Origin of the sequence: Collinsella sp. wc0583 (genome assembly GCF_046116915.1) — a bacterium.
Classification (GTDB): domain Bacteria; phylum Actinomycetota; class Coriobacteriia; order Coriobacteriales; family Coriobacteriaceae; genus Collinsella.
In genome coordinates, this window is sequence record NZ_JBJXBN010000004.1 from 207,356 (window position 1) to 233,130 (window position 25,775).

The window sequence follows — 25,775 nt, forward strand, 5'->3', positions numbered from 1 at the left end:
GATGGCGGGCGGCCGACCTTGGACAGGTCGCATGGGAGGAAAACCATGAGCGAAAGCAAAGAGCTTGCAAATCGCAAGCTCGGCGAGGACGTAGTTGGCCTCGTCGGCGGTAAGGAAAACATCCTGAGCATCTCGCACTGCATGACGCGTCTACGTTTCAAGCTGCGAGACGATGCGAAGGCCGATACTAAGGCAATTGAGTCTCATAAAGGCGTCATTCAGGTAATCAACGCGAATGGCCAGTATCAGGTTGTTGTCGGCATCAATGTGATTGAGGATGTTTACGATGCCGCAGTTGCCGCTTCTGGTGTCGAGGGGCTGGGCGAGGTTAATCTTGATGGTGAGCCCGTCAAGAAAGGAAACCTTGTTAGTGCCCTTATCGATACTATTTCAGGCGTAATCCAGCCGATTCTTGCGGTGCTGTGTGCCGCGGGCATGATCAAGGGTGTTTTGAGTATTCTCGTCGCCCTCGGATGGATTACGGCAACAGACGGCTTGTACCAGATTCTATATGCGGCTGGTGACGGCTTCTTCTACTTCCTGCCGATCATCCTTGGCTATACCGCGGCAAAGAAGTTTGGCTGCAGTGAGTTCGTTGGCATGACGCTCGGTATCGCACTTACGTATCCGGCGATGGTCAACATCACATCGGGCGATGTTTTGGGAACGGTTCTTGCCGGCACTCCCTTTGCCATGAACTACTACACGACTTTCCTCGGCATACCCGTCATCATGCCGTCTTCGGGTTATACGAGCTCTGTCATTCCGATTATCATCTCTGTTTGGTTCGCGGCAAAGCTGGAGAAGTGGTGCCGCAAGCATTTCTCTGAGTATGTAAAGTTCTTCTTTGTGCCTACATGCGTGCTCGTTGTGATGGTCCCCGCTACCTATTTGATTATTGGCCCGATTGCCACCCTGATCACGAACCTCATGAGCCTGCTGTTTAACTCCCTCTACAGCTTGCCTGTCATCGGCGGCGCGCTCGGCGGCATCGTGCTTACTGCCATTTGGCAGCCTATGGTCATCTTCGGCTTCCACTGGAGTGTCATTGCCCTCATGCTGGTGAACATTGCCTCCCAGGGCTGGGATATTGTCATGGCGCCGTACATGGTTTGCTCGTACGCTCAGTCCCTTGCCGTCCTTGCCATTCTTCTGAAGACTAAGGACGTAAAGCTCAAGCAGCTTGCATGGCCGGCGTTCATCTCGGGCTTCTTCTTCGGCATCACCGAGCCCTGCATCTACGGCGTGACCCTTCCGCGCAAGAAGCCTTTTGTCATGAGCTGCATCGCCTCTGTGCCCGGCGGCCTAATCATCGGTGCTCTTGGTACCAAGATGTTCGCCTTCACCGGCGGCGGCTTCTGCGCCTTCCCGGGCTTCATTGATCCGTCCGGCGCAATGGGCGCGAGCTATCTGATTTACGTAATCATAGCCATCGTGGTTTCCAGCGTGATTTCATTCCTGCTTACGTATGCGACGTACAAGGAGGACGTGCCGGCGGTAGAGGCTGCAAAGTAGCCAAAGAAGTGGAGCCGCGGAACAAGTATTTCCCCGCGCGCCAGCAATCTGACAAGGTCGTCCTTGGATAAGCGCCGAGGGCGACCTCGTCTTGTACTGATTTCGTTCGAGAGGCAGTGGTTGAGGGTGCCTAATATTATCTTTGACAATAAGATGGGCGAGGCATGCCTTGCGGCGTGGAGGTCCGCAGGTGTGGAAGTCCGCTCAGTCGTGGTCCGACAAGATGGTGAAGTCGTCTTCGAGCATGCGGCTGCGCCGTTCGCCCTCGAACACGTTCACCCGCTCTATTCTGTGACTAAGTCCTTCACCTCGGTTGCTGTCGGGATGTTGGTGAATGAAGGACGGCTGTCGCTGACCGATCGCTGGATTTCATACTTCCCGGAATATGAAGGCGAGATTGCGGATGAGCGCTTTCACAATGTGACGGTTCGCAATTTGCTGACTATGACGATGGGGCAGGAGAGTGACCTTTCGTATATTGGCGCGGGAGACGACTGGGCACATGAGGTTCTTCATCGTGAGTTTGACTGGAAGCCGGGCGAGGTCTTTCACTACGATTCGCTGTGTTCACATTTATTGAGCATGCTCGTGCAACGCATAAGTGGAACGAAAGAATCCGATTATCTCGCCGAACGTTTGTTTACGCCGTTAGGCATTAGAAATTGGTGGTGGGAAGAGGATCAAGCCGGTCATACGACCGGAGGTTTTGGTCTTCACCTTTCGACACCGGATTTGGCTAAGTTTGGTCAATGTTTGCTGGATGGCGGCAAGTGGCGTGGGGAACAGATCATTCCCGCGGAATGGGTTGCCGAGGCGACGAAGATTCAGATGGAAACGAGCCCCTTTTATCCGTCTGAGGCGACTGAAGACAGCAATGGCTATGGATACCAGTTCTGGATGTGCCGGCGTGGCGGGTTCAGATGCTCTGGCCTTTTTGGGCAGCTGTGCTACATACGGCCCACAGATGGCCTTGTCATCGCCGGCTCGAGTTCCACGACAGGAAGTAAGGCGCTGCTTGATCCGCTGTATGAGGTATTGTTCAAAGAGTCTAATGTTCGGGAAACGGTGGCTTCCGAACGTGACTTCGATAGCATTCCCTTGCCAGCTGGGTTGGCTTCTGGCGGACGTTTGAGTTCATTACGCCTCGAGGGCATTCACCGTTGCATTTTCGGGGATTTTGAAGAGATCGATATTCGATTTCATGAGAATGAGCTGGATTTATCTCTGTTGCGCGATGGTCGCGAGTACGGCGTGAGGGCCGGCTACAAGTCTTGGGTTTGTAAATCGGGCGATGGGGCCGGAGTCGGAGACCTCTTTCCTTTCGTGACTCATGAAGCTGAGAGGGACGATGCCCCCGCATGGGATGTTCGCAAGTTGTTTGCAGCGTATGCCTGGACTTCGCCAACAAGTTTACAAATCGAGACCAGGGAACTGGACTACACACGGCGCTGTTTTATCGATGTACGGATCGGAGGTATTTATGCTGTGTGCAGGGTGCGAGTTGAGGGAATGTGCTGTTTCCCGGCGCCCTCGGAACTCACAGCGATTTTGAAGTTGGGATAATTTTTCAAGGCGTGCGATTGATAAGAAAGCTTGTCAACATCACGGCTAATGAAGACGGAGCTGTCTCCAGGCAATGTTTTTCGATACGGACGTTTCAGATATCGTATTGCTAGGGACTAAGTTAATCACTTGTTAGGGTCGAAGCGTAAGTGCGTTTCCTCGGCTCCGCGCCCTGTTGAGTTCGAATCCCGGTACATGGCAGCAAAAAGCCCGCTATCGTGAGGATAACGGGCTTCTCATTTCAAATGGTGCCCCCAGCGGGATTCGAACCCGCGATATCCACCTTGAAAGGGTGGCGTCCTTGGCCGCTAGACGATGGGGACAGCGGGAAAGAGTATAGCAGACTTTTTTGCCGGCGCGTATATCGTTGGCAAACTGGAAAACCACCACACAGGAGTAGGCTTTTATTCCGATTTTCAAATATCTCAATCTGTAACATCTGGGCGGGCAAATCGGCTCTATCTGTTACAGATCGAGACAGACGGCGGGCATCGGGACGAACATCTCATTCTGTAACAGTAAGACGACTTTTAACGGCCTAGATGTTACAGATCGAGACAAACAAACGTGGCAGATCAAAACCACCACAAAGGTGCCTGTCCCCTTTGTGGTGGCGGGGCGTTAGGGGAGGAGCTTCATCGCGGCGTCGTGGGCAGCGTGCTCGTAGGTGTCGTCGAGGGGCTTGAGCGGCAGCAGAGCGTTGGCCTGTGCGTCGCCACGGCGCTCGAGGGCGTGGGCGATGAGCCGGTCGGCGAGCTCGGGGTTCTTGGGCAGTGCCGGTCCGTGTAGGTACGTGCCGATGACGCCCTTGTAGATGAGGCCCTCAAAGCCATCGTCGCCGTTGTTGCCGGTACCCGTGACGACGGACGTTCCGAGCGGCGTGGCCTCAGCATCGAGCAGGGTGCGGCCGCCGTGGTTCTCGAATCCCACAAAGGGCTCGGGTGCCAGGTCGGTTTTGACGGCGACGTTGCCGATCAGACGGTTGGAGCCGCGCACGGTTTCGGCGGCAATGACGCCCAGACCCTCAATGCGATCGTCGCCCATGTAGTACGAACGGCCGAGCAGCTGATAGCTGCCGCAGATTGCGAGCAGCGAGCCGCCGTCCTCAACATAGGCCGCGACCTTGTCTTTTTGAGCGAGCAATTCATGTGCCACAGCCAACTGGTCGCGGTCGGAGCCACCGCCCATCATGACGATATCGGCGTCGGTGAGATCGAGCGACTCACCCATACGGACCTCGTCCACGCGCACGGGGATGCCGCGCCAGGCGCAGCGGCGCTCGAGGGCAATGACGTTGCCGCCGTCGCCATAGAGGTTGAGGGCATCGGGATACAGGTAGACGATGCGCAGGGGGCGCGAGAGCTCGACCGGCGCAATATCGGTGGGGACAGCGCTGCCATCGGCGCGCGTTGCGGCGTGGGAGGGAACCGAGCTCGCATCGGTGCCCTTAAGCTCATCGAGTTCCTTGACCAGCGGCGGGAAGGCCGTGTAGTTGGCGACGGCGTAGAAGGTGTCATCGGCGATCTCGTCTGCCACGGCGCCGATCGCCTGCTCGATATTCGAGATGATGGCGGCGTCGATGCCGGCGTACTTCAGACGTACCTGCATATCGTGTGCACGCGTGCCGCCGGCAAAGGCGACAAGCCCTGGGGTATCGGCGATGCGCTCGAAGTCGACGTCGTAGATCCACGAGACATCGTGGCCGTCGGCGTCGTTGTCGTTCAGGAAGAAGGCACAGAGTCTGCCGCCCGCCGTCTTAATGGACTGGATCTGTCGATCGAAGCCCACGGGATTCTTGGCCAGGTTTGCCTCGACGGTACGGCCGGCGATCTCCCAGCGGCCCATGCGTCCGCCGGCGGGGACGTAGGCATCGAGCGTGGGCTGTAGGTGAGCTGCGTCCACGCCCAGCTCGCGCGCCGCAAAGAAGGCGGCGGCAACGTTGTAGACCATGTACAGGCCGTTGTAGCGCGTGACGATGTGCGTTGCAGGTGCGTCGGTATCGGGTCCAAAGTTCAGGTCAAAGCCGTAGCCACTGCAGGTGAGCTCAACGCCTGTCACGCGACGGACCAGCGCGGGACGACCCCAACCGCACGAAGGACAATGATAGGCGCCGAGTTGGCCGTACTGCACATAGTCGTACTCCAGCGGCGCGTTGCACTGCGAGCAAAAACGCGAGTCGCTAATGCGATCGGACTCGGTGCCCGTGGCGCCGTCGATGCCAAAGGCGATGCTCGTGTTGGGGACGCGTGCGGCGATCGAGGCGCACAGCGGATCGTCGGCGTTATAGATGAGCGTCGTTGCCGGCGAAAGCTCCAGCGCGTGGGCGATGACGTCCTGGGTGTGGTCGATCTCGCCGTAGCGGTCCAGCTGGTCGCGGAACAGGTTGAGCAGCACAAAGTAGGTCGGCTTGAGCTTGGGCAGGACGCGCACCGTGTAGAGCTCGTCGCACTCAAAGACGCCTACGCGCTTGCTGCTGGCGGTTCGCTTAAGGTTGCCGCGTGCCTCGAGCAACGCGCCCACCACGCCCGGCTCCATGTTGTTGCCGGCGCGGTTGCATACCACGGTGGCGCCGCTGGCGGCAACGGCATCGGCGATGAGGTTGGAGGTGGTGGTCTTGCCGTTGGTGCCGGTGATCACCACGCTGCGGTCGACAAGGCCCGCGAGGTCGCTTAGCAGCTCGGGGTCAATCTTCATGGCGATGCGGCCGGGGAGTACGCCGCCCTGGCGCTTAAGGACGGAGCGCAGTCCCCAGCGGGCGATATCGCTCGAGGTGCAGGCGAGAGATGAGCGGAAGTTCATGAAGCCGTTCCTAACGTGAATGACATGGTCGTGACGTTTGTGCCGTTAAAAGCCGTAACGGCGCGCAAATTCCTGGGCAAGCTGCGATACGTCTTCGCAAGCGTTGGCCCAGGGGGCAAAGTCGGGAGTATCCGAGATGATGCCGTCGGCCTCCCAAACTGCCTGATGCGAAAGGTCCCAGGGGTCGTGCGGTTCGGGCCGGCAGGGAAGGTACGGTGTCTGATACATGGGGTTCAGCAAAAAGAACGCGCCGCCCTCGCAGCGGTTGGCAAACTCGCGCAGCGCGCGTGTCGCCGGGCGCATCTTGTTCGTTTTGAACAACAGGATCGTGCGGGCGAGTAGGTACCAGGGGGAGCTCTCGAGGGCATCGGCCCCCATCTGCTCCTCGAGCTGGTGGGCCAGGGCAAAAAAGCCGTCCTCGTCTTCCAGGCGAGCGAGGGCGAGTAGCACGGTGCCTGCAGCTCGGGTGGGATAGCCTTCCGCCTTAAGAACGCGGCGAGAATAGTTGGCGGCAGCACGGTAGCGGGCGCTCGCCATGCACAGCTGCGAGATGGCCTCAAGCGTGTGGAGCCACCCGATAAGTGCCGGCTCGTTCACGGTGAGATCTGCCGCCGTCACGCCGTCCGTCAAAACTTTGTTGGCCCAGTAGTGTGGGGCCTCCATATCGAACCCGGGCACACTTTGCTGCAGGTAATCGGTCGTGGTCGCCTCGAGCTTCATCAGGTCGCCCAGGCAGGCGTCAACGGGCGTGTCCGCCAAAATGATGGCGAGCAGCTGGGCATCGAGGACATGTGCATCGACGCGGACAATTTTGAGCAGCTCATCGCGCATGTCGTCGAACAGGCGATTACGCGTCTGTTCGAACTCCTCGTCACTGCCCATGTCCTCGATGCGATGGAGCTCGTCGAGCAGGTGGCGATGAACACCGGCGTAGGACAGCAGCGCCTGGGCATGCTCGGACTGCGCATACTTTTGGGGATTCGCGCTAATGTCGTTATGGACAAGCTCGCGTGCTGCATCGGTGAGCTCGGGGTGCGACGCCAGATAGGTGCGCTCCAGGTAGGCGGGGATGTAGACGCTCGGATCCATTAGAGGTCTCCTCCCTTAAACGGCAAACCCTGCTCGGCCGCCTGCAGGATGCGCTCATCGATTTGGGAACGCACGATATCGTTGGTGGCGACCCAGGCGGCAAAGCTGGCGTTGTCGGGGGCGCCCAGGCCCTCCTGCAGCACCGGCGTCGCCTCGGACAGCGCGAGGACAAGCTCGTCGGTGGAGCCTACGCCTACGTTGACGCGGGCATAGACGCCATCGGGAAACTCGGTTTGGAAGTAGAGTGCCTCGGCTGCGTGCGGGCACGAGCGTGCAAGGATGCGCAAGTAGTGCTCGGCACCCTCGTAGTCCAGCTCGCGCCAGGCAGCGCTCATCAGCGCGATGAGCGTCCACGGGTCCAAGTCGCGCTCCGCATCCTTGGGACGACGGCGCAGCGGCGTGTTGGCGAGATAGGGGACGGAGTGGGCAGAGCGAAAGCGCTTGAGCTCCTCGGCGGGGTATTCGAGCTTTGCCATGGCGAGCATCGCGGTGTGGCGGACGCCGGCAGGATCGTTGGGGGCAAAGTCGAGGCTGCGGTTTGCGGCTTCGAGCGACATGCGATAGCGGCCGCTAATGAGCGCGCGCGATGCCAAGGCGGCAAGCCAGCGCAGGTAGGGGCGGCGCATAAGGTCGCCAGCGGCCTCGCGCTCGTAGGGGTCCTGCGCCGAGGCGATCTTAAGCGCCAGATCGTGCTCCACCTCGTCGCACTTGGACACCAGATACTGCACGTATTCCTCGTTGGATTCGGCGGCGAGGGCGGTCAGCATGCGCTGAGCGTCCCAGTTGGTGGGGTCGAGCGCGGCTGCCTCGCGGAGCATGTTCTCGGCAGCTGCCTCTTCCTGCTCTGCCTGGGTATCGTCAGGGATAAAGGGAATGCGGTAGTCGACAGCCTCGACCACCTTGGCAATGAGGTGCCCGGCGCGGTCGCGGTCGTGCACGATGAGCGGTGCGGGGTTGCGGGTGAATTGTTCCATCAGATGCTCTACGGCGGCAGCGTCGGTGAGCGGGATATTGTCGCGGCGCAAGGCCTCAAGAACGAGGCGATGGCAATTCTCTTGAATGGGATCGAATGCCATGGGGCCTCCTTTGCTGCGGTTAGGGTTCAAATGTTTCTATATAAAGTTCTAGTTTACCCGCATGTGGCACAACGGGGGTGCCGCACTTGGACTTGCACCTTTGCACCACGAAGACGGATGTCGCACAAATGTCGGCACCTTGGACGACCGAGTGGTATCACGGTGCCGCAAACGGTCGATTTTTGGCGGCGAACGGTGCATATTTTGGAGGGGCACGGTCCTGCCCGGGATATGTGGTCAACCTTGATAAAACGTTTGCCCAGCTTGGGAGTATGGATGCCGCACAAGGGTCTTCAGGGATAGAAAAAACGTTTCATCATTGTTGGCTTTAGGTGAATAACTGACCAACCAGAACGGTAAAATAGTGTTTGTCTGAGCGTTGAGACGTTTAGACATCGCGCATTGTCATCGCCGGCAACGCGCAAACCGGTCCTAACGGAGCCAATTGGGTGCTCCGTTATATACGCAAGTCTAAGAGGGGCTTGTTTAGGAGGCACAGTATGGGACGTTTTACCAATCCTCGCGATCTGTACTTTGGTGAGGGCGCTCGCCACGAGGTGAAGAACCTCAAGGGCAAGAAGGCCATCATCGTTTCTGGCGGCAGCTCTATGCGCCGCGGCGGGTTCTTGCAGGACGTCGAGGCCGACCTCAAAGAGGCCGGCATGGAGGTCAAGCTTTTCGAGGGCGTCGAGTCCGATCCCTCCATCGAGACCGTCATGAAGGGCGCAGCCGCTATGCGCGACTTCGAGCCCGACTGGATCGTTGCTATCGGCGGCGGTTCGCCCATCGATGCTGCTAAGGCCATGTGGGTCTTCTACGAGTATCCCGAGGAGTCCTTCGACAACATCATCCAGCCGTTCAGCTTCCCCGAGCTGCGTCAGAAGGCTCATTTCTGCGCCATCTCCTCTACCTCCGGCACCGCTACCGAGGTCACCGCGTTCTCCGTCATTACCGACTACGCCAAGGGCATCAAGTACCCGCTGGCCGACTTCAACATCACCCCTGATGTCGCCATCGTCGACCCCGAGCTCACCTACACCATGCCCGCCAAGCTGTGCGCTCACACCGGCATGGATGCTCTGACCCACTGCATGGAGGCCTATGTTTCCACCTGCGCCTCTATGTTCACCGACGCCAACGCCCTGCACGGCATCCGCGAGATCGTCGAGTGGCTGCCCAAGTCCTATGCTGGCGACCATGAGGCCCGTCAGCACATGCACGAGGCTCAGTGCATCGCCGGTATCGCCTTCTCCTCGGGCCTGCTCGGCATCGTTCACTCCATGGCTCACAAGACCGGTGCTGCCTTCGAGAACGGCCACATCATCCACGGTGCCGCTAACGCCATGTACCTGGGCAAGGTCATCCAGTGGAACTCCAAGGATCCCCGTGCTGCCGAGCGTTACGCTTACGTGGCCAAGGAGATCCTGCACCTTCCCGGCGAGACCAACGAGGAGCTCATCGCTGCGCTCGTCCAGAAGATCCGCGACCTCAACGACCAGCTCAACATTCCGCAGTCCATCAAGGATTACGCGAATGGTGGCGTGAAGGTCGACGCCGAGAACCCGCAGATGGTTTCCGAGGAGGAGTTCCTCGCCAAGCTGCCCGAGATCGCCGCGAACGCCGAGCAGGACGCCTGCACGCCCGAGAACCCGCGTGAGACCAAGGCTGCCGACTTCGAGAAGATCCTCAAGGCCTGCTACTACGACACCGACATCGATTTCTAATCGACTCTTGTTATCGTAACGAGGGGCTCCGCACGTATCTGTACGGAGCCCCTTTCTTTTTTAGAGAATGGGATAGTTATGGCTGCAATTTTCAATAGCCCCAGCAAGTACATCCAGGGTCCGGACGAGCTCGCCAAGCTCGGCTCCTATGTCGAGCCGCTCGGCGCTAAGGCCCTCGTTATCGTGACGCCTTCGGGCAAGAAGCGCGTCGGCGCCAAGATCGAGGGCGGCTTTACCAAGGCTAAGGCCGAGCTGCTGTTTGAGGACTTTAACGGCGAATGCTCCAAGGGCGAGGTCGATCGCCTGGTTGCGCTCGCCCGCGACAACGGTTGCGACATCATCGTCGGCGTCGGTGGCGGCAAGATCCTCGACACCGCGAAGGCCGTCGCCTATTACCTGGAGTCCCCGGTTATCATTTGCCCCACCATTGCCTCGACCGATGCACCGTGCTCGGCACTTTCGGTACTTTACACCGATGACGGCCAGTTCGATAAGTATCTCTTCCTTAAGGCAAACCCCAATATCGTCCTGATGGATACGACGGTTATCGCGGCGAGCCCGGTGCGCCTGACGGTTTCCGGTATGGGCGATGCGCTCGCAACCTACTTCGAGGCCCAGGCGACGCACGATGCCGACGGCGGCACCTGCGCTGGCGGCAAGGGCGGCATGGCCGGCCTGGCGCTCGCCAAGCTCTGCTACGAGACGCTTATGGCCGATGGCGTCAAGGCCAAGGTTGCGCTGGAGAAGGGTGCGCTCACGCCTGCCGTCGAGCATATCATCGAGGCCAATACGCTGCTTTCGGGCATTGGCTTTGAGAGCTCGGGTCTCGCTGCGGCCCATGCCATCCATAATGGCTTGACGATGCTGCCCGAGTGCCACAGCATGTATCACGGCGAGAAGGTCGCCTTCGGCACCATCGTCCAGCTGGTACTCGAGGATGCCCCGACTGAGAAACTCGAGGAAGTCTTGGGCTTCTGCATTGAGCTGGGTCTGCCGGTCACGATGAAGGAACTTGGCGTTGCTGAGCTTACGCGCGAGCAAGCCATGATTGTTGCCGAGGCCGCCTGCGCGCCCGATGACACCATGTGCAATATGCCGTTTGAGGTGACGCCCGAGATGGTCGCCAACGCCATCCTGGGTGCCGACGCACTGGGCCACTACTATCTCATGGATGAGTAAATCAAGCTAAGGAAGGGGCAAAGCCAGCAGATGGCTTTGCCCCTTTTTGCTATGGTGCAAAGGGGCAAGGTTACTTTGCACCAATCGTTGTTTGATGAAGGGCGGATTCTCGTATGGCGCTTCCTATGGTTTACGGCGGTCCCGGCCGGTATGTTCAGGGGCCGGGCGAACTGTCGCGTCAAGGCAGGTATTTGTCATGGTTGGGCTGCGCTGCCTATGTCTTGTTTGACCAGGGCACCGAGGATCGGCTGTGCAGGCAGATCGTCGATGGATTTCTGGACGAAGATCTAAGCGAGCCGTTCTTTAAGATTTATGACGGTCCGTGTACGGAAGAGGCCGTTGTCGAAATGGCTAAGGAAGCCCAGGCCGAGTATTGCGACATGGTGGTGGGTATTGGCGGCGGCAAGATGCTCGATATCGCCAAGGCCGTTGCGTTTTATGCCGAGTTGCCGTTGTGCGTATGCCCCACGGCGGCGTCGATGGACGGTCCGTGCAGCGTGATTTCCGATGGCGATCTGCAGGGTGTTGCAAATGCGGTCTTTAGAAACGAGCGCAATATGGCCAACGAGCAGGCCAAGGTGACCAAACAAAAACTCGTGCAGCTCATGTGCGAGGCATAGCTTGGCACTTGATTGACCTTGTGCAATCGAGGCGGCGATAGGCCATGGGCTATTTGCCGCAAAGATGCTCCGCGTGTAATTTGCCCGAGGCGTGGGCCGATAGCGTATCATTATCTCTTGCTTGTTTGCACTGCTCAGGGAGGGGCCGCGCATGGCGCAGGAACACGATCTGTTTGATGACATTATCGAGATCAGCAAGGGTTTCGATTTTCTTAAAAACCCGCTTGGCGGCGTGACCGATGCACTCGATCCGTCGGCGCCGCAGTGGAATCCTGCTGACTACAAGGAGCGTCCGCGCGGCAACACCATTCCGTGCCTGACCTGCAAAAACGAAAAGAGCGGTTGCACCGCGTGCATGGACGTGTGCCCGGTCAACGCTATCGAGGTCGAGGAAGACTCCATCGAGATTCTCGACTCCTGCCGCAAGTGCGGTCTGTGCGCCGCTGCCTGCCCGACCGAGGCGATCATCTCGCCGCGCCTGGCGCCTAAAAACCTGTATGACGATATCGTCTCTGCTGCTACGAGCCACGAGACCGCCTACGTCACCTGCACGCGTGCCCTCAAACGCATGCCGCGTGAAAACGAGGTCGTCGTTGCCTGCGTGGGCGATATTACGGCAGAGACTTGGTTTTCGGTACTGGCCGACTATCCCAACGTGAGTGTGTACCTGCCGTTGGGCGTGTGCGATAAATGCCGCAACACCGGCGGCGAGGACATTCTGGGCGAGGCGATTGCGAAGGCCGAGGAGTGGTCCGGCACGGGTATGGGCTTGGAGGTCGACCCCAAGAGCCTCAAATGCCATAAGCGCCGCGAGTACGAGCGCAAAGAGTACATGGAAAAAATTGCCCGCACCACGGGCCTGACGGTGACCAAGCTCAATCCGGCGACGGCGGCGCTGGCTTCGGTGACGCAAAAGCTCAAGGCCCATCGCCATCAGATTACCCAGCTGGAGCGTACGCTCAACACCATGTGCGGCACCACGACGACCAAGCGTCGCCGTTCGCTCACCCATGGGCGGCAGCTGGTGCTCTCGACACTGCAGAACCATCCCGAGCTTGCCCAGAATATGCAGGTGAGCACGCCGGAGTGCGATTTTGACAAGTGCACGTCGTGCGGCGAGTGCGTCAACGTGTGCCCCACGTTCGCCTGCGATTTGGTGGGAAGCGGCCGCTTTGCGTTGGAGTCCACGTATTGTTTAGGCTGCGGCGCCTGTGTCAAGGTTTGTCCCGAGCATGCGCTCAAGCTTGTTGAGCACGACGCGTCCAATCTGGTCGTCGTCGATCCCGAAGCCGAGGAAAAGGCCGCCCAGAAGGCGAAGGCTCACGAAGAAGCTGAGAAGGTCAAGGCCGAAGCAAAGGCCAAGCTCGACAAGATGCTCGACCAGGTAGAAAAGCTCGCGGACTAGCTGAAAGAGCGTAAATGATGGCCGGTGGGACAGGTGCTGCCCCGCCGGCCAAAAAAGTTGCGGTGGAATAGTTCCTGTTTTGCCCTTAAGCTGGCCATTCTAGGAACTATTCCACCGCAACTAATAGATGGTTAGCTCATACTGCTTTGGTGGCCGGTTCGACCGGTACCGTTGCGCGTCACGGTTTCATGGAGCAAAAAGAACCCGGGGACCTGTTTTGTCTCGGTGTATTCCATAAGGATGCCGTCGGCGTTGTAGGTCTGCCCGCGTATAACGGCGAGTGCGTTAAAGTCGTCGAGATCGAGCACGCGCGTATCCTCGGGCGTGGGATGCTCGATCGTCACATCGCGTTTGCCTGTGGCAATCTTAATGCCAAGATCTTCTTCGAGGTAACGATAGATCGAGTCGTTGACAATCTCGGGTGTCAGCCCCGGTACCTGTGAGCTTAGGTAATAGGAGTCGTCGGAGCACACGGCTTGTCCGTCTGCATAACGGATGCGTTTGGCGCGTGTGAGCTCACAGCCTTCGGGAAACCCGGTAATCTTGGAGAGCGCCTTGCTGCAGATGAGGAGCTCAAAGACGGTGGTGACAGTCTTGAGCTCAAAGCCTCGGCTGGTCGCGATTTCCTTGAAGGTCTCGAGTCCGCCGCCACCACTACTCTTCTCGTCACTGATGTTGCGAATGACGCGCATGCCTTTGCCTTGCTGGGGGAGCACGTAACCATCTGCCGCAAGCATCGAGATGGCGCGACGGACCGTCATACGCGAACAGTCAAACAGCTGCGTGAGCTCAGTCTCCGAAGGCAGATAACTCTGATAGGCGTAAGTGCCGTCGTCAATCGACTGCTTCACGTTGTCATAAATAGTTTGGAAGATGGCTCGCGCCACGACGGTCTCCTAGAGTTGAGTGCGCGAGCGGTGGATGAGGACCGCTCGCGCAGGTGTCGATCGATTTACTTGCTGGGGTCGATTATATATTTACCCATGGCACGCAGAGCTGGGTCTGACAGGATGGCGCCGAGTTCGTCGAGGGAAGCCACCTTGGCGACCATCGAGGATACGTCGAGCCTGCCAGAGTCGATGAGCTCGAGCGCGCGACGCTGCGTATAAGGGTTGATGTAGGACGAGGTAAGCACAAGCTCCTTCTGGAAGACCTCGAAGGGCTTGACGGTGATCGTCTCATCGGGCTTGGTGAGGCCGAACATCATGACCGTAGCCTTGTGGCCGGCGATCTGGATGGCCTGCTCGATGGTGACGGGCTTGCCAACACACTCGATAACGACATCGACGTTGCCGACGCCCTCCTGCTTCAGGCGGGCCGGGACGTCCTCGTGGATGGAATCAATTGCCAGGTCGGCGCCGAGTTTGAGCGCAACCTCGCGCTTGCCTTCGACGGGCTCGAGCAAGACAACCTTGGTGGCGCCGGCGTTTTTAGCAAGCTGCATCATGAGCAGACCGATCATGCCACCGCCGATAACGACAACTGTGCTGCCGGGCTTGATGTTGCACATATCGATGCCGTGCAGGCAGCAGGCGACGGGCTCGGTCATAGCACCCTGCTCAAAGCTGGTGTGATCGCCCAACTTGTAGACTTGCTGCATATCGACGGAGCAGTACTCGGCAAAGCCGCCGTTAACAGTGGTGCCGTAACCGGTCATATGCTCGCAGTAGTGGTTGATTCCGTCGCGGCAGGGTTCGCAGCAGCCGCAGGGATGGTTTGGGTCGATGCACACGCGATCGCCCGGTTTAAAGCCAGCGACGTCGCTGCCCACGGCCTCGACAACGCCCGCAAACTCATGACCAAGGATCGTGGGCGGGGTAACGTCGGCTGCACCCTTGTCGCCTTCATAGATATGAACGTCGGTACCGCAGACGCCGCAAGCTTTGACGTTGATCAGAACGTCGCGCCTGCCCACGGCCGGCTTTGCCGATTCCTCGACTCTGAGGTCGTGCTTTCCATAGAAGACCGCGCTTTTCATGGTGACTCCTTAACGTGGCGGTGAATGTTGTAATGAAGTATAGGCATGTCTATAGATATAGACAAGCACATCTAGACAAGTAGAAAAGAAAATTGAAATGCAGCCATCAACTATGTCAGATTTAACAGGCGAAATACTGGACATATACCGTTTACGGCCAATAATCAACCGTTTACCGACCGTTGTATTTATGCTAACTTATCTAGATAAGTGATATGATAAAAATAGAAGCGCAAGAAGTCAGGGAAGCGGGCCCACCCGTCCTATTGCACGAGGTACACGCAAACGGCGCGTCTGCGGTCTCGAGTGAAGCCAAAACCGCAGTCGCTCCGAATGAAGAGAGGGGGATTCCCCGTCATGATGCAAAAGATACAACGTTTCGGCGGTGCAATGTACACGCCTGCAATTCTTTTCGCATTTTCCGGAATCGTCGTCGGCCTGGGTACGTTGTTTACCACCGAGGCGATCTTTGGCGAGATGGCCACTGCGGGCCATCTTTGGTTTGATTGCTGGAATGTGCTGCTCCAGGGTGGTTGGACGCTCTTTAACCAGATGCCGTTGCTGTTTTGCGTAGCGTTGCCGATCTCGCTCGCGAACAAGCAGAACGCTCGCTGCTGCATGGAGGCTTTGGCCATCTACCTTACCTTCAACTACTTTGTTAGCACAATCTTGGGGCAGTGGGGCCCTGTCTTTGGGGTCGACTACTCTGTCGAGGCGGGCAGCGGTACTGGTCTTGCCACTATCGCAAGCATCAAAACGCTTGATATGGGCATCATGGGCGCGCTCATTATCTCTGGTATCGCCACGATGCTGCATAACAAGTTCTTCGACACCGAACTTCCTGAGTGGCTGGGCGTGTTCTCGGGCTCCGTGTTCATCTATATGATCGGTTTCTTCGTTATGGTTCCGGTCGCTCTTATCGCCTGCCTGGTGTGGCCGCATGTTCAGGCTGCTATCTCCGCCTTCCAGGGATTCATCCTTTCCGCCGGTACGTTTGGCGTGGGTGTCTTTGCTTTCTTCGAGCGCGTGCTGATCCCTACAGGCCTGCACCACTTTATCTATACGCCGTTCTATTACGACAACGCGGCGGTCAACGGCGGCATCTTTGCTGCTTGGGCCAACATCCTGCCCCAACTGGCTGCCGATCCGAGCATTGCTCTTAAGGATGCCGCACCCTGGGCTGCCTATACCTGCCCTGGTTGGACTAAGGTCTTCGGCTCGCTTGGCGTCGCCATTGCGTTTTATATGACCGCCAAACCCGAGCGCAAGCAGCGCGTCAAGGCTCTGCTGATCCCGGTCACCCTTACCGCTATGCTTTGCGGTATCACCGAGCCGCTTGACTTCACCTTCCTGTTCATCGCGCCCGGCCTGTTCGTCGTCCACTGCGTGCTCGGAGCGCTTGGCTGCATGGTTCAAAACCTCCTTGGCGTCGTGGGTATCTTCGACGGCGGCATCATCTCGATGCTCTCGTGGGACTGGCTGCCCCTTTGGGCCGCACACGGTCTGCAGTACGCCATCTCCATCCTTGTCGGTCTGTGCTTTACCGCTCTTTGGGTTGTGGTCTTCCGTTTCCTGATCGTCAAGTTCGACTTTAAGACCCCCGGTCGCGAGGATGACGATGTTGAGGTCGAGCTCAAGTCCAAGGCCGACTACAAGCAAAAGCAGAGCGGTGCTGCTGCTGGCAAATCGGTCGCCCAGAGTAAAGATGATGAGCGCTTGGTGCTTGCCGAGAACATCCTCGATCTGCTCGGTGGCACGGATAACATCATCGATGTAACTAACTGCGCTACCCGTCTGCGCGTTAACGTCAAGGACAAGAGCGTCGTTGCACCCGAGGCTTCCTTCAAGGCGATCGGTACGCATGGCTTGGTGGTCCAAGGTCAGTCAATCCAGGTCATCGTCGGCCTTAGCGTCCCGCAGGTTCGCGAGAAGTTCGAGAGTCTTCTGAAGTTCGAGAGTCTTCTGTAAACCATCGTCCATCGAAACAATCGGCCTTGCAGAGCCGGTATGCACCGCAAGGCCGATTCTAGAGATAAAAAACTCCACTTCTAGGTAACAATTCCAAACCGTGCAGGCCGCGTACGGGGATGGATTGAGCAAGCGGCCAGAATGAGGAGGACATCATGTCCAAGAAAAACTATGCCGTGACCATTGCCGGCGGTGGCTCTACCTTCACCCCGGGCATCGCTCTGATGCTGCTTGAGGAGCGTGACCGCTTCCCGGTCAACAAGGTGACCTTCTACGACAACAACGCCGAGCGCCAGGAGATCGTGGCAAAGGCCTGCGAGATCTATTTCCACGAGAACGCCCCCGAGGTTGAGTTTAGCTACACCACCGACCCCGAGACCGCATTCACCGGGACCGACTTCGTGCTTGCTCACATCCGCGTCGGCCTGTACGCCATGCGTGAGCTCGACGAGAAGATTCCTCTCAAGTACGGCTGCGTTGGCCAAGAGACCTGCGGTGCCGGCGGTATCGCCTACGGCATGCGCTCCATCGGTGGTGTCATCGAGATCCTCGACTACATGGAGAAGTACAGCCCCAACGCCTGGATGCTCAACTACTCCAACCCCGCGGCCATCGTCGCCGAGGCCTGCCGCGTGCTGCGCCCCAACAGCCGCATCATCAACATCTGCGACATGCCTATCGACCTTATGGATAAGATGAGCCGTATGTGCGGCATCAAGGATCGTCGCGAGCTGCAGTATAGCTACTACGGCCTCAACCACTTTGGTTGGTGGAGCAAAATCTACGACAAGGACGGCAACGACCTCATGCCGCAGATTAAGGAGCACATGGCTAAGAACGGCTACCTGGACGGCATCGAGCACGAGGCCGGTAAGGAGCAGCATGTCGAGGAGAGCTGGATTCACACCTTCGGCAAGGCCAAGGATGTCTATGCTGTCGATCCCGAGACGATTCCCAATACCTACCTCAAGTATTACCTGTACCCGGACTATGTCGTCGAGACGTCTGACCCCAACTACACTCGCGCCAATGAGGTTATGGACGGCCGCGAGAAGAAGGTCTTTGGCGCTTGCCGCGACATCATCGCCAAGGGTACGGCTAAAGACGGCGGCTTTGAGCCAGATGTACATGCCAACTACATCGTCGACCTTGCCTGCGCACTGGCCGAGAACACGCTCGAGCGCTTCCTGCTGATTGTCCCCAACGATGGTGCTGTGCCCAACTTCGACCCGACGGCCATGGTCGAGGTGCCTTGCATCGTCGGCTCCAACGGCTTTGAGAAGATCTGCCAGGGCCCGATTCCGCAGTTCCAGAAGGGCCTGATGGAGCAGCAGGTTTCCGTCGAGAAGCTCGTTGTCCAGGCTTGGGTCGAGGGCAGCTACCAGAAGCTCTGGCAGGCACTCACGCTCTCCAAGACCATTCCTTCGGCGAGCGTTGCCAAGCAGATCCTGGACGAGCTCATCGAGGCCAACAAGGATTTCTGGCCCGAGCTTAAGTAAGGACTGCAGTCTCGAACTCTCACTCATCTCTGCTTCATTTGCGCCGCCGTGGCGTCCGGGTTCGCCCAGATGCTGCGGCGGCGCTATACTTATGCAGTTTGAAGTACCTGTACCAAAAGGAGCTGTCGTGTCCCTTTCCATCGGTATCGTGGGCCTGCCCAACGTGGGCAAGTCGACGCTGTTCACCGCGCTTACCAAAAAGACTGGCCTTGCCGCCAACTACCCGTTTGCCACAATCGACCCCAACGTGGGTATCGTCGATGTGCCCGATAGCCGCCTGCAAAAGCTCGCCGACATCGTCAACCCCGGCCGCATTGTGCCGGCTACGGTCGAGTTTGTCGACATCGCAGGTCTGGTGAAGGGCGCTAACGAGGGCGAGGGCCTGGGCAACCAGTTCTTGGCAAACATTCGCGAGACCGATGCCATCTGCGAGGTCGTGCGCTACTTTAAGGACCCCAACGTCATGCGTGAGGTGGGCCGCACGGGCGAGTTCGTCGATCCCTCCGGCGATGCCGACACCATCATGACCGAGCTTATCCTGGCCGACATGGGCACGCTCGAGAAGCAGCTGCCCAAACTCGAGAAGGAGGCCAAGCGCGACAAGGAGCTCATGCCCAAGTTCGAGGTCGCCAAGCGTCTACTCGCCTGGCTCAACGAGGGCAAGCGCGCCGCATCCATGGAGATGACCGACGAGGAGCGTGCCGCCGCCAAGGGCCTGTTCTTGCTCACTATGAAGCCCATCCTGTATGTGGCCAACGTGGACGAGGATATGCTCAACGAGGACCTGGCGCCCATTGATGGCGTCAAGCCACTGCCGATCTGCGCCAAGATCGAGGCCGAGCTTTCCGAGCTCGATCCCGAGGATGCCGCCGACTACCTGGAGAGCCTGGGCCTGGAGCAGCCCGGTCTGGACGTGCTCGCTCAGGCTGCCTACAAGCTGCTCGGCCTGCAGTCGTTCTTTACGGCTGGCGAGATGGAGGTCAAGGCCTGGACGGTGCGTCAGGGCGCGACCGCCCCGCAGGCCGCCGGTGTCATCCACACCGACTTTGAGCGCGGCTTTATTAAGGCCGAGGTCATTGGCTACGACGACTACATCGAGCTCGGTGGCGAGCAGGGCGCCAAGGCTGCCGGCAAGCTGCGTATTGAGGGCAAGGACTATGTCATGGCCGATGGCGACGTCGTGCACTTCCGCTTTAACGTGTAAGGACGACGCATATGTTTAAATATGGCAAAAAAGCTGGCTACATGGGTATTGCGCTGCTCGTGCTTGCGGTGCTTCCGCTGGTGGTAGCGGCGTTTGTAATCCCCAACATTGGCCCCGAGGTGGCAACGAAGTTTAACGCCGCCGGCGAGGTGACGCGCTGGGGCAAGAGCTATGAGCTGTTGGCGCTTCCGGTGCTCAACCTGCTGCTGAGCGTGACAACGTACTTTACGGCGGGACGTCAGGCAAAGAACAACGAGGACTCCGCTGTGATGGCACGCCTTGCGTGCGAGCGCTACCTGCGCAACGGTTGCATCACGGGTGTGTTCCTCAATGTGATCAACGTCTACTTTATGTATTCGGCGATTACTGGAACGGGCTTTGGCTTTGGTTTCTAGCTTGTCCTTTTAGGCAACGAGCCTGCACGCATATTCAATGGCTGCTGCGAGGCCGCCGCTTGATCGTGGTTTAAAGACCATGTCGGCGGCGGCCTCGTTTTCGTATCCGGCACCGCGAAGGGCGAGCGCGATACCGGCTTCCAAGAGAAGAGGCAGACCGCGCTGGCTGGTTGCGATTACGGTAGCCTGATTGAGCGAGCAGCTGTGCGCTTGGCATTGGATGGCAAGTTCACCTTGCGCCGGGCAAGGGACCAGAACAGCGGCGACGCGACTTGATAGCAATGCAAATGCCGTGCGCTCATCGGGCGAAAGGGCTTCTGCTTCAACGACGACGAGCTTGGGCGGCGCGCTGTTTGTGCGAGGCGTGGCTCGGTACATGCGGACCGAAGAACCCGACATAGAAAACTCCTGTGTATTCGGCAAAACGTAAACTATAGTTTACGTTTATGTTCGGCTCCATTTCAAACTCGGCTGCATGGACGAACGTGCGAAACAGATTCTTGGTAGGCGGGTCGAAGAGGCACGCAGAGACCTTGGTATCTCCAAGGTTGATTTTTGTGTGGCGACAGGAATCAGCCGACCCTACCTCGACCGAATCGAAGATGGGACGGCAAATTTCACGCTCAAGGTTCTATTTAAGATCGCACCCGCACTCGGTATGACGGTGTCAGAGCTTCTTGAGGGTATCGAGTAGCCTTTTTTGCTAGATTTGCCGCTTGTTGAACGGGTCCCCCCGACGGCGGCGTGCAAAAACGCGAGTATTCAGCATCCCTCAATAATTTGACGGCAGCCGGGGCCACAAATACGACGCGTAATGTTTTGGACTATCCACAAAATTCAATAATATGAGGAATAACAAGCGCGCGGAACGAGTCTTTCGAGTCGAAAGGCAATTTACAGCCAGCGGTTTTAACGTTCCCGGAAGGGGCGGATGCTGAAAACTCCGCTTTTTGCACGTTCCGAGGGGTACCACGTGCCCTACAAGGCCCAAAGAGGCGGATTTTGTTTTAGCTACGCCATCGGGATACGGTCGTGGTTGACTTGACTGTAGAACAGGCGCTGAATTTCTGACGCATCGCGTGACTGGCCGAGCGCCCACATGGTTTTGGCCACGAGTGTCTCGGTGGTCATATCGTCGCCGCGCAAAATACCCGGGTGATCGGCGTAGGCACGGCCGACCTCATAAACACCAAGGTCAAGGCCCTCTTCGGGGACCTGCGTGGTCATAACGACGGTGCGGCCCGAATCGACCCAGCGGAAAATCGCCTCCTGGAATGACTCGCCGGACTCGCCAAACTCGGGAATACCGCCAATGCCAAAGGTCTCCAGGATTACAGCATCGTAGCTATCGGCAAGGGCGTCGAGGATGCCCGGGTTTACGCCGGGCGTAAGCTTGAGTACAAATACGCGCGGATCGATGCTGTCGTAGAAACGCACCGGGTTTTCGCCCTGATGCGTGCCGTGAAGCCCGTTGCGCACAATGCGGTCGTTGCGGATGTAGGCAATGGGCGGATAGTTGACGCTAATGAATGCGTTAAAGCTCATGGTGCGCTGCTTGCGGGCGCGCGTGCCGGCAATGGCTACGCCGCCAAACACGATCGAGACGTCGTGTGAATGCTCGTCGAGCGCATAGAGCAGGCTCTGGTACAGGTTGAGCTTGGCATCGGTAAAGGGGTTACCCATGGGCTTTTGCGAGCCGGTGAGTACGATGGGCTTGGGACTGTCCTGAATCAGATAGGAAAGCGCTGCCGCGGTGTAGCTCATGGTGTCGGTGCCGTGCAGGACCACAAAGCCGTCGTGATCGGCATAGCCTTCGACGATGACATCGCGGATGCGCATCCAGTCGCTCGGGCGCATATTGGTGCTGTCGATGTTCATGGGCTGCACGACGTCGAGCTCGCAGAGGCCCGAGATCTCGGGGACGCTCTGGGCGAGTTCCTCACCGGTCAGGGCGGGGGAGAGGCCGTTACCGTCCTCGGTCGATGCGATGGTGCCGCCCGTGGCGATGAGAAGGATGCGCTTCATGCTGTTATTCCTATCGTATTTGCCGCCGCAGAGGCGGAGTCGTTCGGCAGTATTGTGGCACAGAGCGTTCAATGTTCAAACGTATTACATCATCTGTAACGTCGCGTAACACTTCAATTGCCGTCAAATAGGGGCCCAGGTCGTGCGTTTGCCGTGCGCTGATGGCTGCGAGGGACGAGAAACCCCATATAACGTGTACACTATGGAAGTTATTTTCGTTCATTCATGCGGGTGGGCACCGGCTCCCCGCCAACAAGAGGGGGAACCATGGATCAAAAGGCTTCCGCAAAGGTCCTCGTACTCGACTTTGGTGCGCAGTACGGTCAGCTCATTGCCCGTCGCGTCCGCGACCTCAACGTGTATTCCGAGATCGTCCCCTGCGACATCTCGGCCGACGAGATTCGCGAGATGAACGCCTCTGCGCTCATCCTTTCCGGCGGTCCGGCTTCCGTGTATGCCGAGGACGCTCCGTCTATCGATCCCGCCATCTTTGACCTGGGCCTTCCCGTCCTGGGCTTCTGCTACGGCCATCAGATCACGGCCGTGACGCTCGGCGGCAAGGTCGGCCACTCCGAGGTGGGCGAGTACGGCCGCGCCACCATCACGCGCACGGCCGGCGCCAAGCTCTTTAACTCCACGCCTATGGAGCAGACCGTGTGGATGAGCCACCGCGACGCCGTTTCCGAGGTGCCCGAGGGCTTTACCGTTACCGCCAGCACCGACGTGTGCCCGGTTGCTGCCATGGAGTGTCCCGAGCGCAAGATCTTCACCACGCAGTTCCACCCCGAGGTCAAGCACTCCGAGTACGGTCAGCAGCTGCTGAGCAACTTCCTGTTTGAGATCTGCGGCCTGGAGCCCAACTGGAGTATGGACAACCTGGTCGAGACCATGACGGCCGAGTTCCGCGAGAAGGTCGGCGACGACCGCGTGATTCTGGCCCTGTCCGGTGGCGTCGACTCCTCCGTCGTGGCTGCGCTGGGCGCTCGCGCCGTGGGCAAGCAGATGACCTGCGTGTTCATCAACCACGGTCTGCTGCGCAAGGGTGAGCCCGAGCAGGTGGAGGAGGTCTTCACCAAGCAGTTTGACGTCGACTTTATCCACGTTCACGCCGAGGACCGTTATGCCGAGCTTCTGGCCGGCGTGACCGAGCCCGAGGAGAAGCGCCGAATCATCGGTATGCAGTTCTGGAAAGAGTTCTTCGCGGTTGCTCGGCAGCTCGAGACCGATGGCAAGCCGGTCAAGTACCTGGCTCAGGGCACCATCTACCCCGACATCATCGAGTCCGGCGCTCGCAAGACGGGCGGCAAGACGGCCACCATCAAGAGCCATCACAACCTGATCCCGTTCCCCGAGGGCGTGCACTTCGACCTCATCGAGCCGCTCGACCACTTCTTTAAGGACGAGGTCCGTGCACTTGGTCTGGCGCTGGGCCTGCCGGGTCACATCGTGTTCCGCCAGCCTTTCCCGGGCCCGGGTCTTGCCATCCGCATCATCGGTGCGGTCGACAAGGAGAAGCTCGAGATTCTCAAGAACGCTGACGCCATCGTGCGCGAGGAGCTGGATGCCTACAATCAGCGTCTGTTTGAGCAGACCGGCGAGCGCAACTCCGAGCACAGCTGCTGGCAGTATTTCGCGGTCCTGCCCGACATCAAGTCCGTCGGCGTCATGGGCGACGAGCGCACCTATCAGCGCCCGATCATCCTGCGTGCCGTCGAGTCCAGCGATGCCATGACCGCCGACTGGGCCAAACTGCCCTACGACGTGCTGGCCCGCATCTCCGGCCGCATCGTTGCCGAGGTTCCCGGCGCCAACCGCGTGTGCTACGACATCACGTCCAAGCCGCCCGCGACCATCGAGTGGGAGTAGGACGACAGGGTTCTGACCTGCGATTTTGAGTGCCGCACTATGCCGCTGAGTTTCGTTTCGTACGAGAGTCATGACAAAGCCACCAGCGACGGAGATGAGTAAAAGCGATTAAAGAGCCTCCGTTCCCTGCGTTGGGACGGAGGCTCTTTCTTTGCCGTTTTACTCCCTTGTCTCCGTTCGGGGATTATTTCTTGCTCATTTAGGGTTATTCGCGCTGAAAGATTTTGACTAGCTTGGTGTCCTTTATTTCGTAAATAATGTCTGCGACGTTCTCGACCAGCCTCTTATCGTGGGAGACGAACACTATCGTTCCGGCATAGGCGCTCATCATCTGCTCGAGGGCTTCGGCGCTCTTGATGTCCAGGTAATTTCCAGGCTCGTCCATGAGCAAGATGTTGTATCTGCCCAGCAGCATCTTCGCGAGCAGTAGCTTGATGACTTCGCCTCCCGAGAGAACGCCAACGTCCTTTGCCAGGTCACGCGGTCCGATTCCCATAGAGGCGAGGATGCTTCGGATTTCGGTCATGCTGTACTCGCAACCATCCTGCATGAACGAGATCGCAGACTGACGGGCGTCGAACTTGTAGCCTGTTTGCTCGAAGTAACCGATCTCTGCCTTGGGAGAGATGTTGATACCGTCGGCGCGTCGAGCGATTGCCTTCAGCAGGCTGGTCTTTCCTGTACCGTTGCCACCGGTGATGGCCACTTTGGCACCGAGCGGTATCTCGAATTTCGCGTGGTCATAGAGCATGCAGTTGCCGAAGCTCAAGCTGAAATCGTCTGCCGAGATGGGAAATTTACTATGCAGTTCCAGGGCCTTGCTCTGGCGGAACCGCACGGTGCGAATGCCGTCAGGGGCCTCAATCCCTTCGAGCGCTTCGAGGCGCTTCTCCATGTTCTTAGCCGCCTGGTACATCCTCTTCTGTTTGGTGCCGGTTGCTTTCTGATGTCCCAATCGACCTGCATTCTCGTTGCTTTTCTTTGCGCCCTTCTGCTTGGCGTCGACCTGCCGTGCTTTTTTCCGTTGTTTTTCGATGGCGGCTTCAAGGCGCTCGCGCTCGCGCATCGCCTCTTCGTATCGAGCCGCCTGAACTTTGCGCTCTTCTTCTTTCTGTCGCAGATAGTCGGAGTAGTCACCCCAGAATTCGGAAATACCGCCGTCTTTGAGCTCCCAGATCTTGTCCACTACCTGATCGAGAAAATAACGGTCATGGCTCACAATGAGCAGGGCTCCATCAAATGCCTTGAGTTGTCCGACGAGAAGGCTGATGCCGTCTTGGTCGAGGTGGCTCGTAGGCTCATCAGCAAAGATCGCGCTTGCATGCTGGGAGAGCGCAGAGGCAATCTTGGCGCGTGTCTCCTCTCCGCCGCTCATCGTCTCCTGCGCCACTCCGGCGACGTTGAGACGGGAGAGCATCTCACCACTGCCCTGAGCCGCATCAAGGTCGAGTTCATCGAGTTGGCCGATGAGGGCAATGCTGCCGAAACGCCTGACGTCGGCGTCCGCAATGGTAAGATTGCCGCTCAGAATTTTAAGCAGGCTGGTTTTGCCTGCGCCATTGTCTCCCACCAAGCCGATGCGATCGTAGGAGTAGATTTCCAACTCTTCGATATCCAGGATATCGCGGCCGGCATATTCCAAAAAGATGTCTTTAGCTTTGACTATGAGTTCCATAGGTTGAACCGCCTTTTGTGTATTTGCGTTTTACTGGAAGCGCAGCCATGCCAAAAAAGATTGCTCACGTCGATTTTTCGCCTTTGCCCAATTGCCGGCGCGAGCGTTTTGACCTTGCGCAAGCCGGCAAATCCGAAAATGATAGTTGGCGACGAATAAGGAGCGCGATGCGGGATGTCGGTGCAATACCTCGTC

At 58.3% G+C, this 25,775-nt stretch carries 20 protein-coding genes and 1 tRNA gene; 12 read left to right on the top strand and 9 right to left on the bottom strand.

Annotation, left to right across the window (positions count from 1 at the left end):
* Positions 1–45 precede the first annotated feature (45 nt).
* Positions 46–1,515 carry a PTS transporter subunit EIIC gene (locus ACKUUJ_RS04990; protein ID WP_195363235.1) on the top strand — a complete coding sequence of 490 codons (1,470 nt, stop codon included), beginning with the start codon at positions 46–48 and terminating at the stop codon, positions 1,513–1,515.
* A 126-nt stretch (positions 1,516–1,641) separates the two neighbouring features.
* The gene (locus ACKUUJ_RS04995) at positions 1,642–3,078 is read left to right on the top strand and encodes a serine hydrolase domain-containing protein (protein ID WP_409064853.1); all 1,437 of its coding nucleotides are present in this window, start codon (positions 1,642–1,644) and stop codon (positions 3,076–3,078) included.
* Positions 3,079–3,324: 246 nt separating this feature from the next.
* Here ACKUUJ_RS04995 and ACKUUJ_RS05000 read toward each other — a convergent pair.
* From ACKUUJ_RS05000 to ACKUUJ_RS05015, 4 genes are all read right to left on the bottom strand, one after another.
* A tRNA-Glu gene (locus ACKUUJ_RS05000) sits at positions 3,325–3,401 on the bottom strand.
* Positions 3,402–3,699: 298 nt separating this feature from the next.
* Positions 3,700–5,877 carry a MurT ligase domain-containing protein gene (locus ACKUUJ_RS05005; protein WP_409064854.1) on the bottom strand — a complete coding sequence of 726 codons (2,178 nt, stop codon included), beginning with the start codon at positions 5,875–5,877 and terminating at the stop codon, positions 3,700–3,702.
* A 45-nt stretch (positions 5,878–5,922) separates the two neighbouring features.
* Positions 5,923–6,966, bottom strand: coding sequence for a hypothetical protein (locus tag ACKUUJ_RS05010; protein ID WP_409064855.1), 1,044 nt, complete (start codon positions 6,964–6,966; stop codon positions 5,923–5,925).
* Complete coding sequence (locus tag ACKUUJ_RS05015; protein ID WP_409064856.1) at positions 6,966–8,042, bottom strand: hypothetical protein; 1,077 nt, start codon at positions 8,040–8,042, stop codon at positions 6,966–6,968. The genes ACKUUJ_RS05010 and ACKUUJ_RS05015 overlap by 1 nt, the downstream gene beginning before the upstream one ends.
* Before the next feature lie 500 nt (positions 8,043–8,542).
* Here ACKUUJ_RS05015 and ACKUUJ_RS05020 point away from each other — a divergent pair, with 500 nt between their 5' ends.
* The 4 genes from ACKUUJ_RS05020 to ACKUUJ_RS05035 all read left to right on the top strand — a co-directional run bounded on the left by ACKUUJ_RS05020 (position 8,543) and on the right by ACKUUJ_RS05035 (position 12,970).
* Entirely contained in the window at positions 8,543–9,766 is a 1,224-nt protein-coding gene (locus tag ACKUUJ_RS05020) for an iron-containing alcohol dehydrogenase (protein WP_215675225.1), read from the top strand.
* A 78-nt stretch (positions 9,767–9,844) separates the two neighbouring features.
* Positions 9,845–10,945 (top strand): glycerol dehydrogenase, encoded by a 1,101-nt coding sequence (locus tag ACKUUJ_RS05025; protein WP_409064857.1) that lies wholly within the window; start codon positions 9,845–9,847, stop codon positions 10,943–10,945.
* Positions 10,946–11,058: 113 nt separating this feature from the next.
* On the top strand, positions 11,059–11,565 hold the full coding sequence (locus ACKUUJ_RS05030; RefSeq protein WP_320676327.1) for an iron-containing alcohol dehydrogenase: 507 nt from the start codon (positions 11,059–11,061) through the stop codon (positions 11,563–11,565).
* 151 nt (positions 11,566–11,716) lie between these two features.
* The gene (locus ACKUUJ_RS05035) at positions 11,717–12,970 is read left to right on the top strand and encodes a 4Fe-4S binding protein (RefSeq protein WP_320676325.1); all 1,254 of its coding nucleotides are present in this window, start codon (positions 11,717–11,719) and stop codon (positions 12,968–12,970) included.
* Between the two features lie 131 nt (positions 12,971–13,101).
* Here the strand turns inward: ACKUUJ_RS05035 and ACKUUJ_RS05040 are convergent, their stop codons facing one another.
* Together ACKUUJ_RS05040 and ACKUUJ_RS05045 are read right to left on the bottom strand one after the other, a co-directional pair.
* Positions 13,102–13,857: a GntR family transcriptional regulator gene (locus ACKUUJ_RS05040; protein WP_409064858.1), complete on the bottom strand. Its 756-nt coding sequence runs from the start codon at positions 13,855–13,857 to the stop codon at positions 13,102–13,104.
* A 65-nt stretch (positions 13,858–13,922) separates the two neighbouring features.
* Positions 13,923–14,948 carry a zinc-dependent alcohol dehydrogenase family protein gene (locus ACKUUJ_RS05045; RefSeq protein ID WP_118387611.1) on the bottom strand — a complete coding sequence of 342 codons (1,026 nt, stop codon included), beginning with the start codon at positions 14,946–14,948 and terminating at the stop codon, positions 13,923–13,925.
* A gap of 360 nt (positions 14,949–15,308) precedes the next feature.
* Between ACKUUJ_RS05045 and ACKUUJ_RS05050 the strand changes: the two genes are divergently transcribed.
* The 4 genes from ACKUUJ_RS05050 to ACKUUJ_RS05065 all read left to right on the top strand — a co-directional run bounded on the left by ACKUUJ_RS05050 (position 15,309) and on the right by ACKUUJ_RS05065 (position 20,014).
* On the top strand, positions 15,309–16,916 hold the full coding sequence (locus tag ACKUUJ_RS05050; RefSeq protein WP_409064872.1) for an alpha-glucoside-specific PTS transporter subunit IIBC: 1,608 nt from the start codon (positions 15,309–15,311) through the stop codon (positions 16,914–16,916).
* Positions 16,917–17,071: 155 nt separating this feature from the next.
* Positions 17,072–18,415: a 6-phospho-alpha-glucosidase gene (locus ACKUUJ_RS05055; RefSeq protein ID WP_195520637.1), complete on the top strand. Its 1,344-nt coding sequence runs from the start codon at positions 17,072–17,074 to the stop codon at positions 18,413–18,415.
* A gap of 127 nt (positions 18,416–18,542) precedes the next feature.
* Positions 18,543–19,619, top strand: coding sequence for a redox-regulated ATPase YchF (gene ychF, locus ACKUUJ_RS05060; protein WP_409064859.1), 1,077 nt, complete (start codon positions 18,543–18,545; stop codon positions 19,617–19,619).
* Between the two features lie 11 nt (positions 19,620–19,630).
* The gene (locus ACKUUJ_RS05065) at positions 19,631–20,014 is read left to right on the top strand and encodes a DUF1648 domain-containing protein (RefSeq protein ID WP_409064860.1); all 384 of its coding nucleotides are present in this window, start codon (positions 19,631–19,633) and stop codon (positions 20,012–20,014) included.
* Positions 20,015–20,023: 9 nt separating this feature from the next.
* Here ACKUUJ_RS05065 and ACKUUJ_RS05070 read toward each other — a convergent pair whose 3' ends face one another.
* Entirely contained in the window at positions 20,024–20,413 is a 390-nt protein-coding gene (locus ACKUUJ_RS05070; protein WP_409064861.1) for a hypothetical protein, read from the bottom strand.
* A 76-nt stretch (positions 20,414–20,489) separates the two neighbouring features.
* Between ACKUUJ_RS05070 and ACKUUJ_RS05075 the strand changes: the two genes are divergently transcribed.
* A complete protein-coding gene (locus ACKUUJ_RS05075) occupies positions 20,490–20,708 on the top strand; it encodes a helix-turn-helix domain-containing protein (RefSeq protein WP_117817125.1) in 219 nt (72 codons plus the stop codon).
* Positions 20,709–21,025: 317 nt separating this feature from the next.
* Here ACKUUJ_RS05075 and ACKUUJ_RS05080 read toward each other — a convergent pair whose 3' ends face one another.
* Entirely contained in the window at positions 21,026–22,039 is a 1,014-nt protein-coding gene (locus ACKUUJ_RS05080; protein ID WP_409064862.1) for an asparaginase, read from the bottom strand.
* 267 nt (positions 22,040–22,306) lie between these two features.
* Between ACKUUJ_RS05080 and guaA the strand changes: the two genes are divergently transcribed.
* Positions 22,307–23,905 carry a glutamine-hydrolyzing GMP synthase gene (guaA, locus tag ACKUUJ_RS05085; RefSeq protein ID WP_409064863.1) on the top strand — a complete coding sequence of 533 codons (1,599 nt, stop codon included), beginning with the start codon at positions 22,307–22,309 and terminating at the stop codon, positions 23,903–23,905.
* A 205-nt stretch (positions 23,906–24,110) separates the two neighbouring features.
* Here the strand turns inward: guaA and abc-f are convergent, their stop codons facing one another.
* Entirely contained in the window at positions 24,111–25,580 is a 1,470-nt protein-coding gene (gene abc-f / locus ACKUUJ_RS05090) for a ribosomal protection-like ABC-F family protein (protein ID WP_409064864.1), read from the bottom strand.
* Between the last annotated feature and the right edge of the window lie 195 nt (positions 25,581–25,775).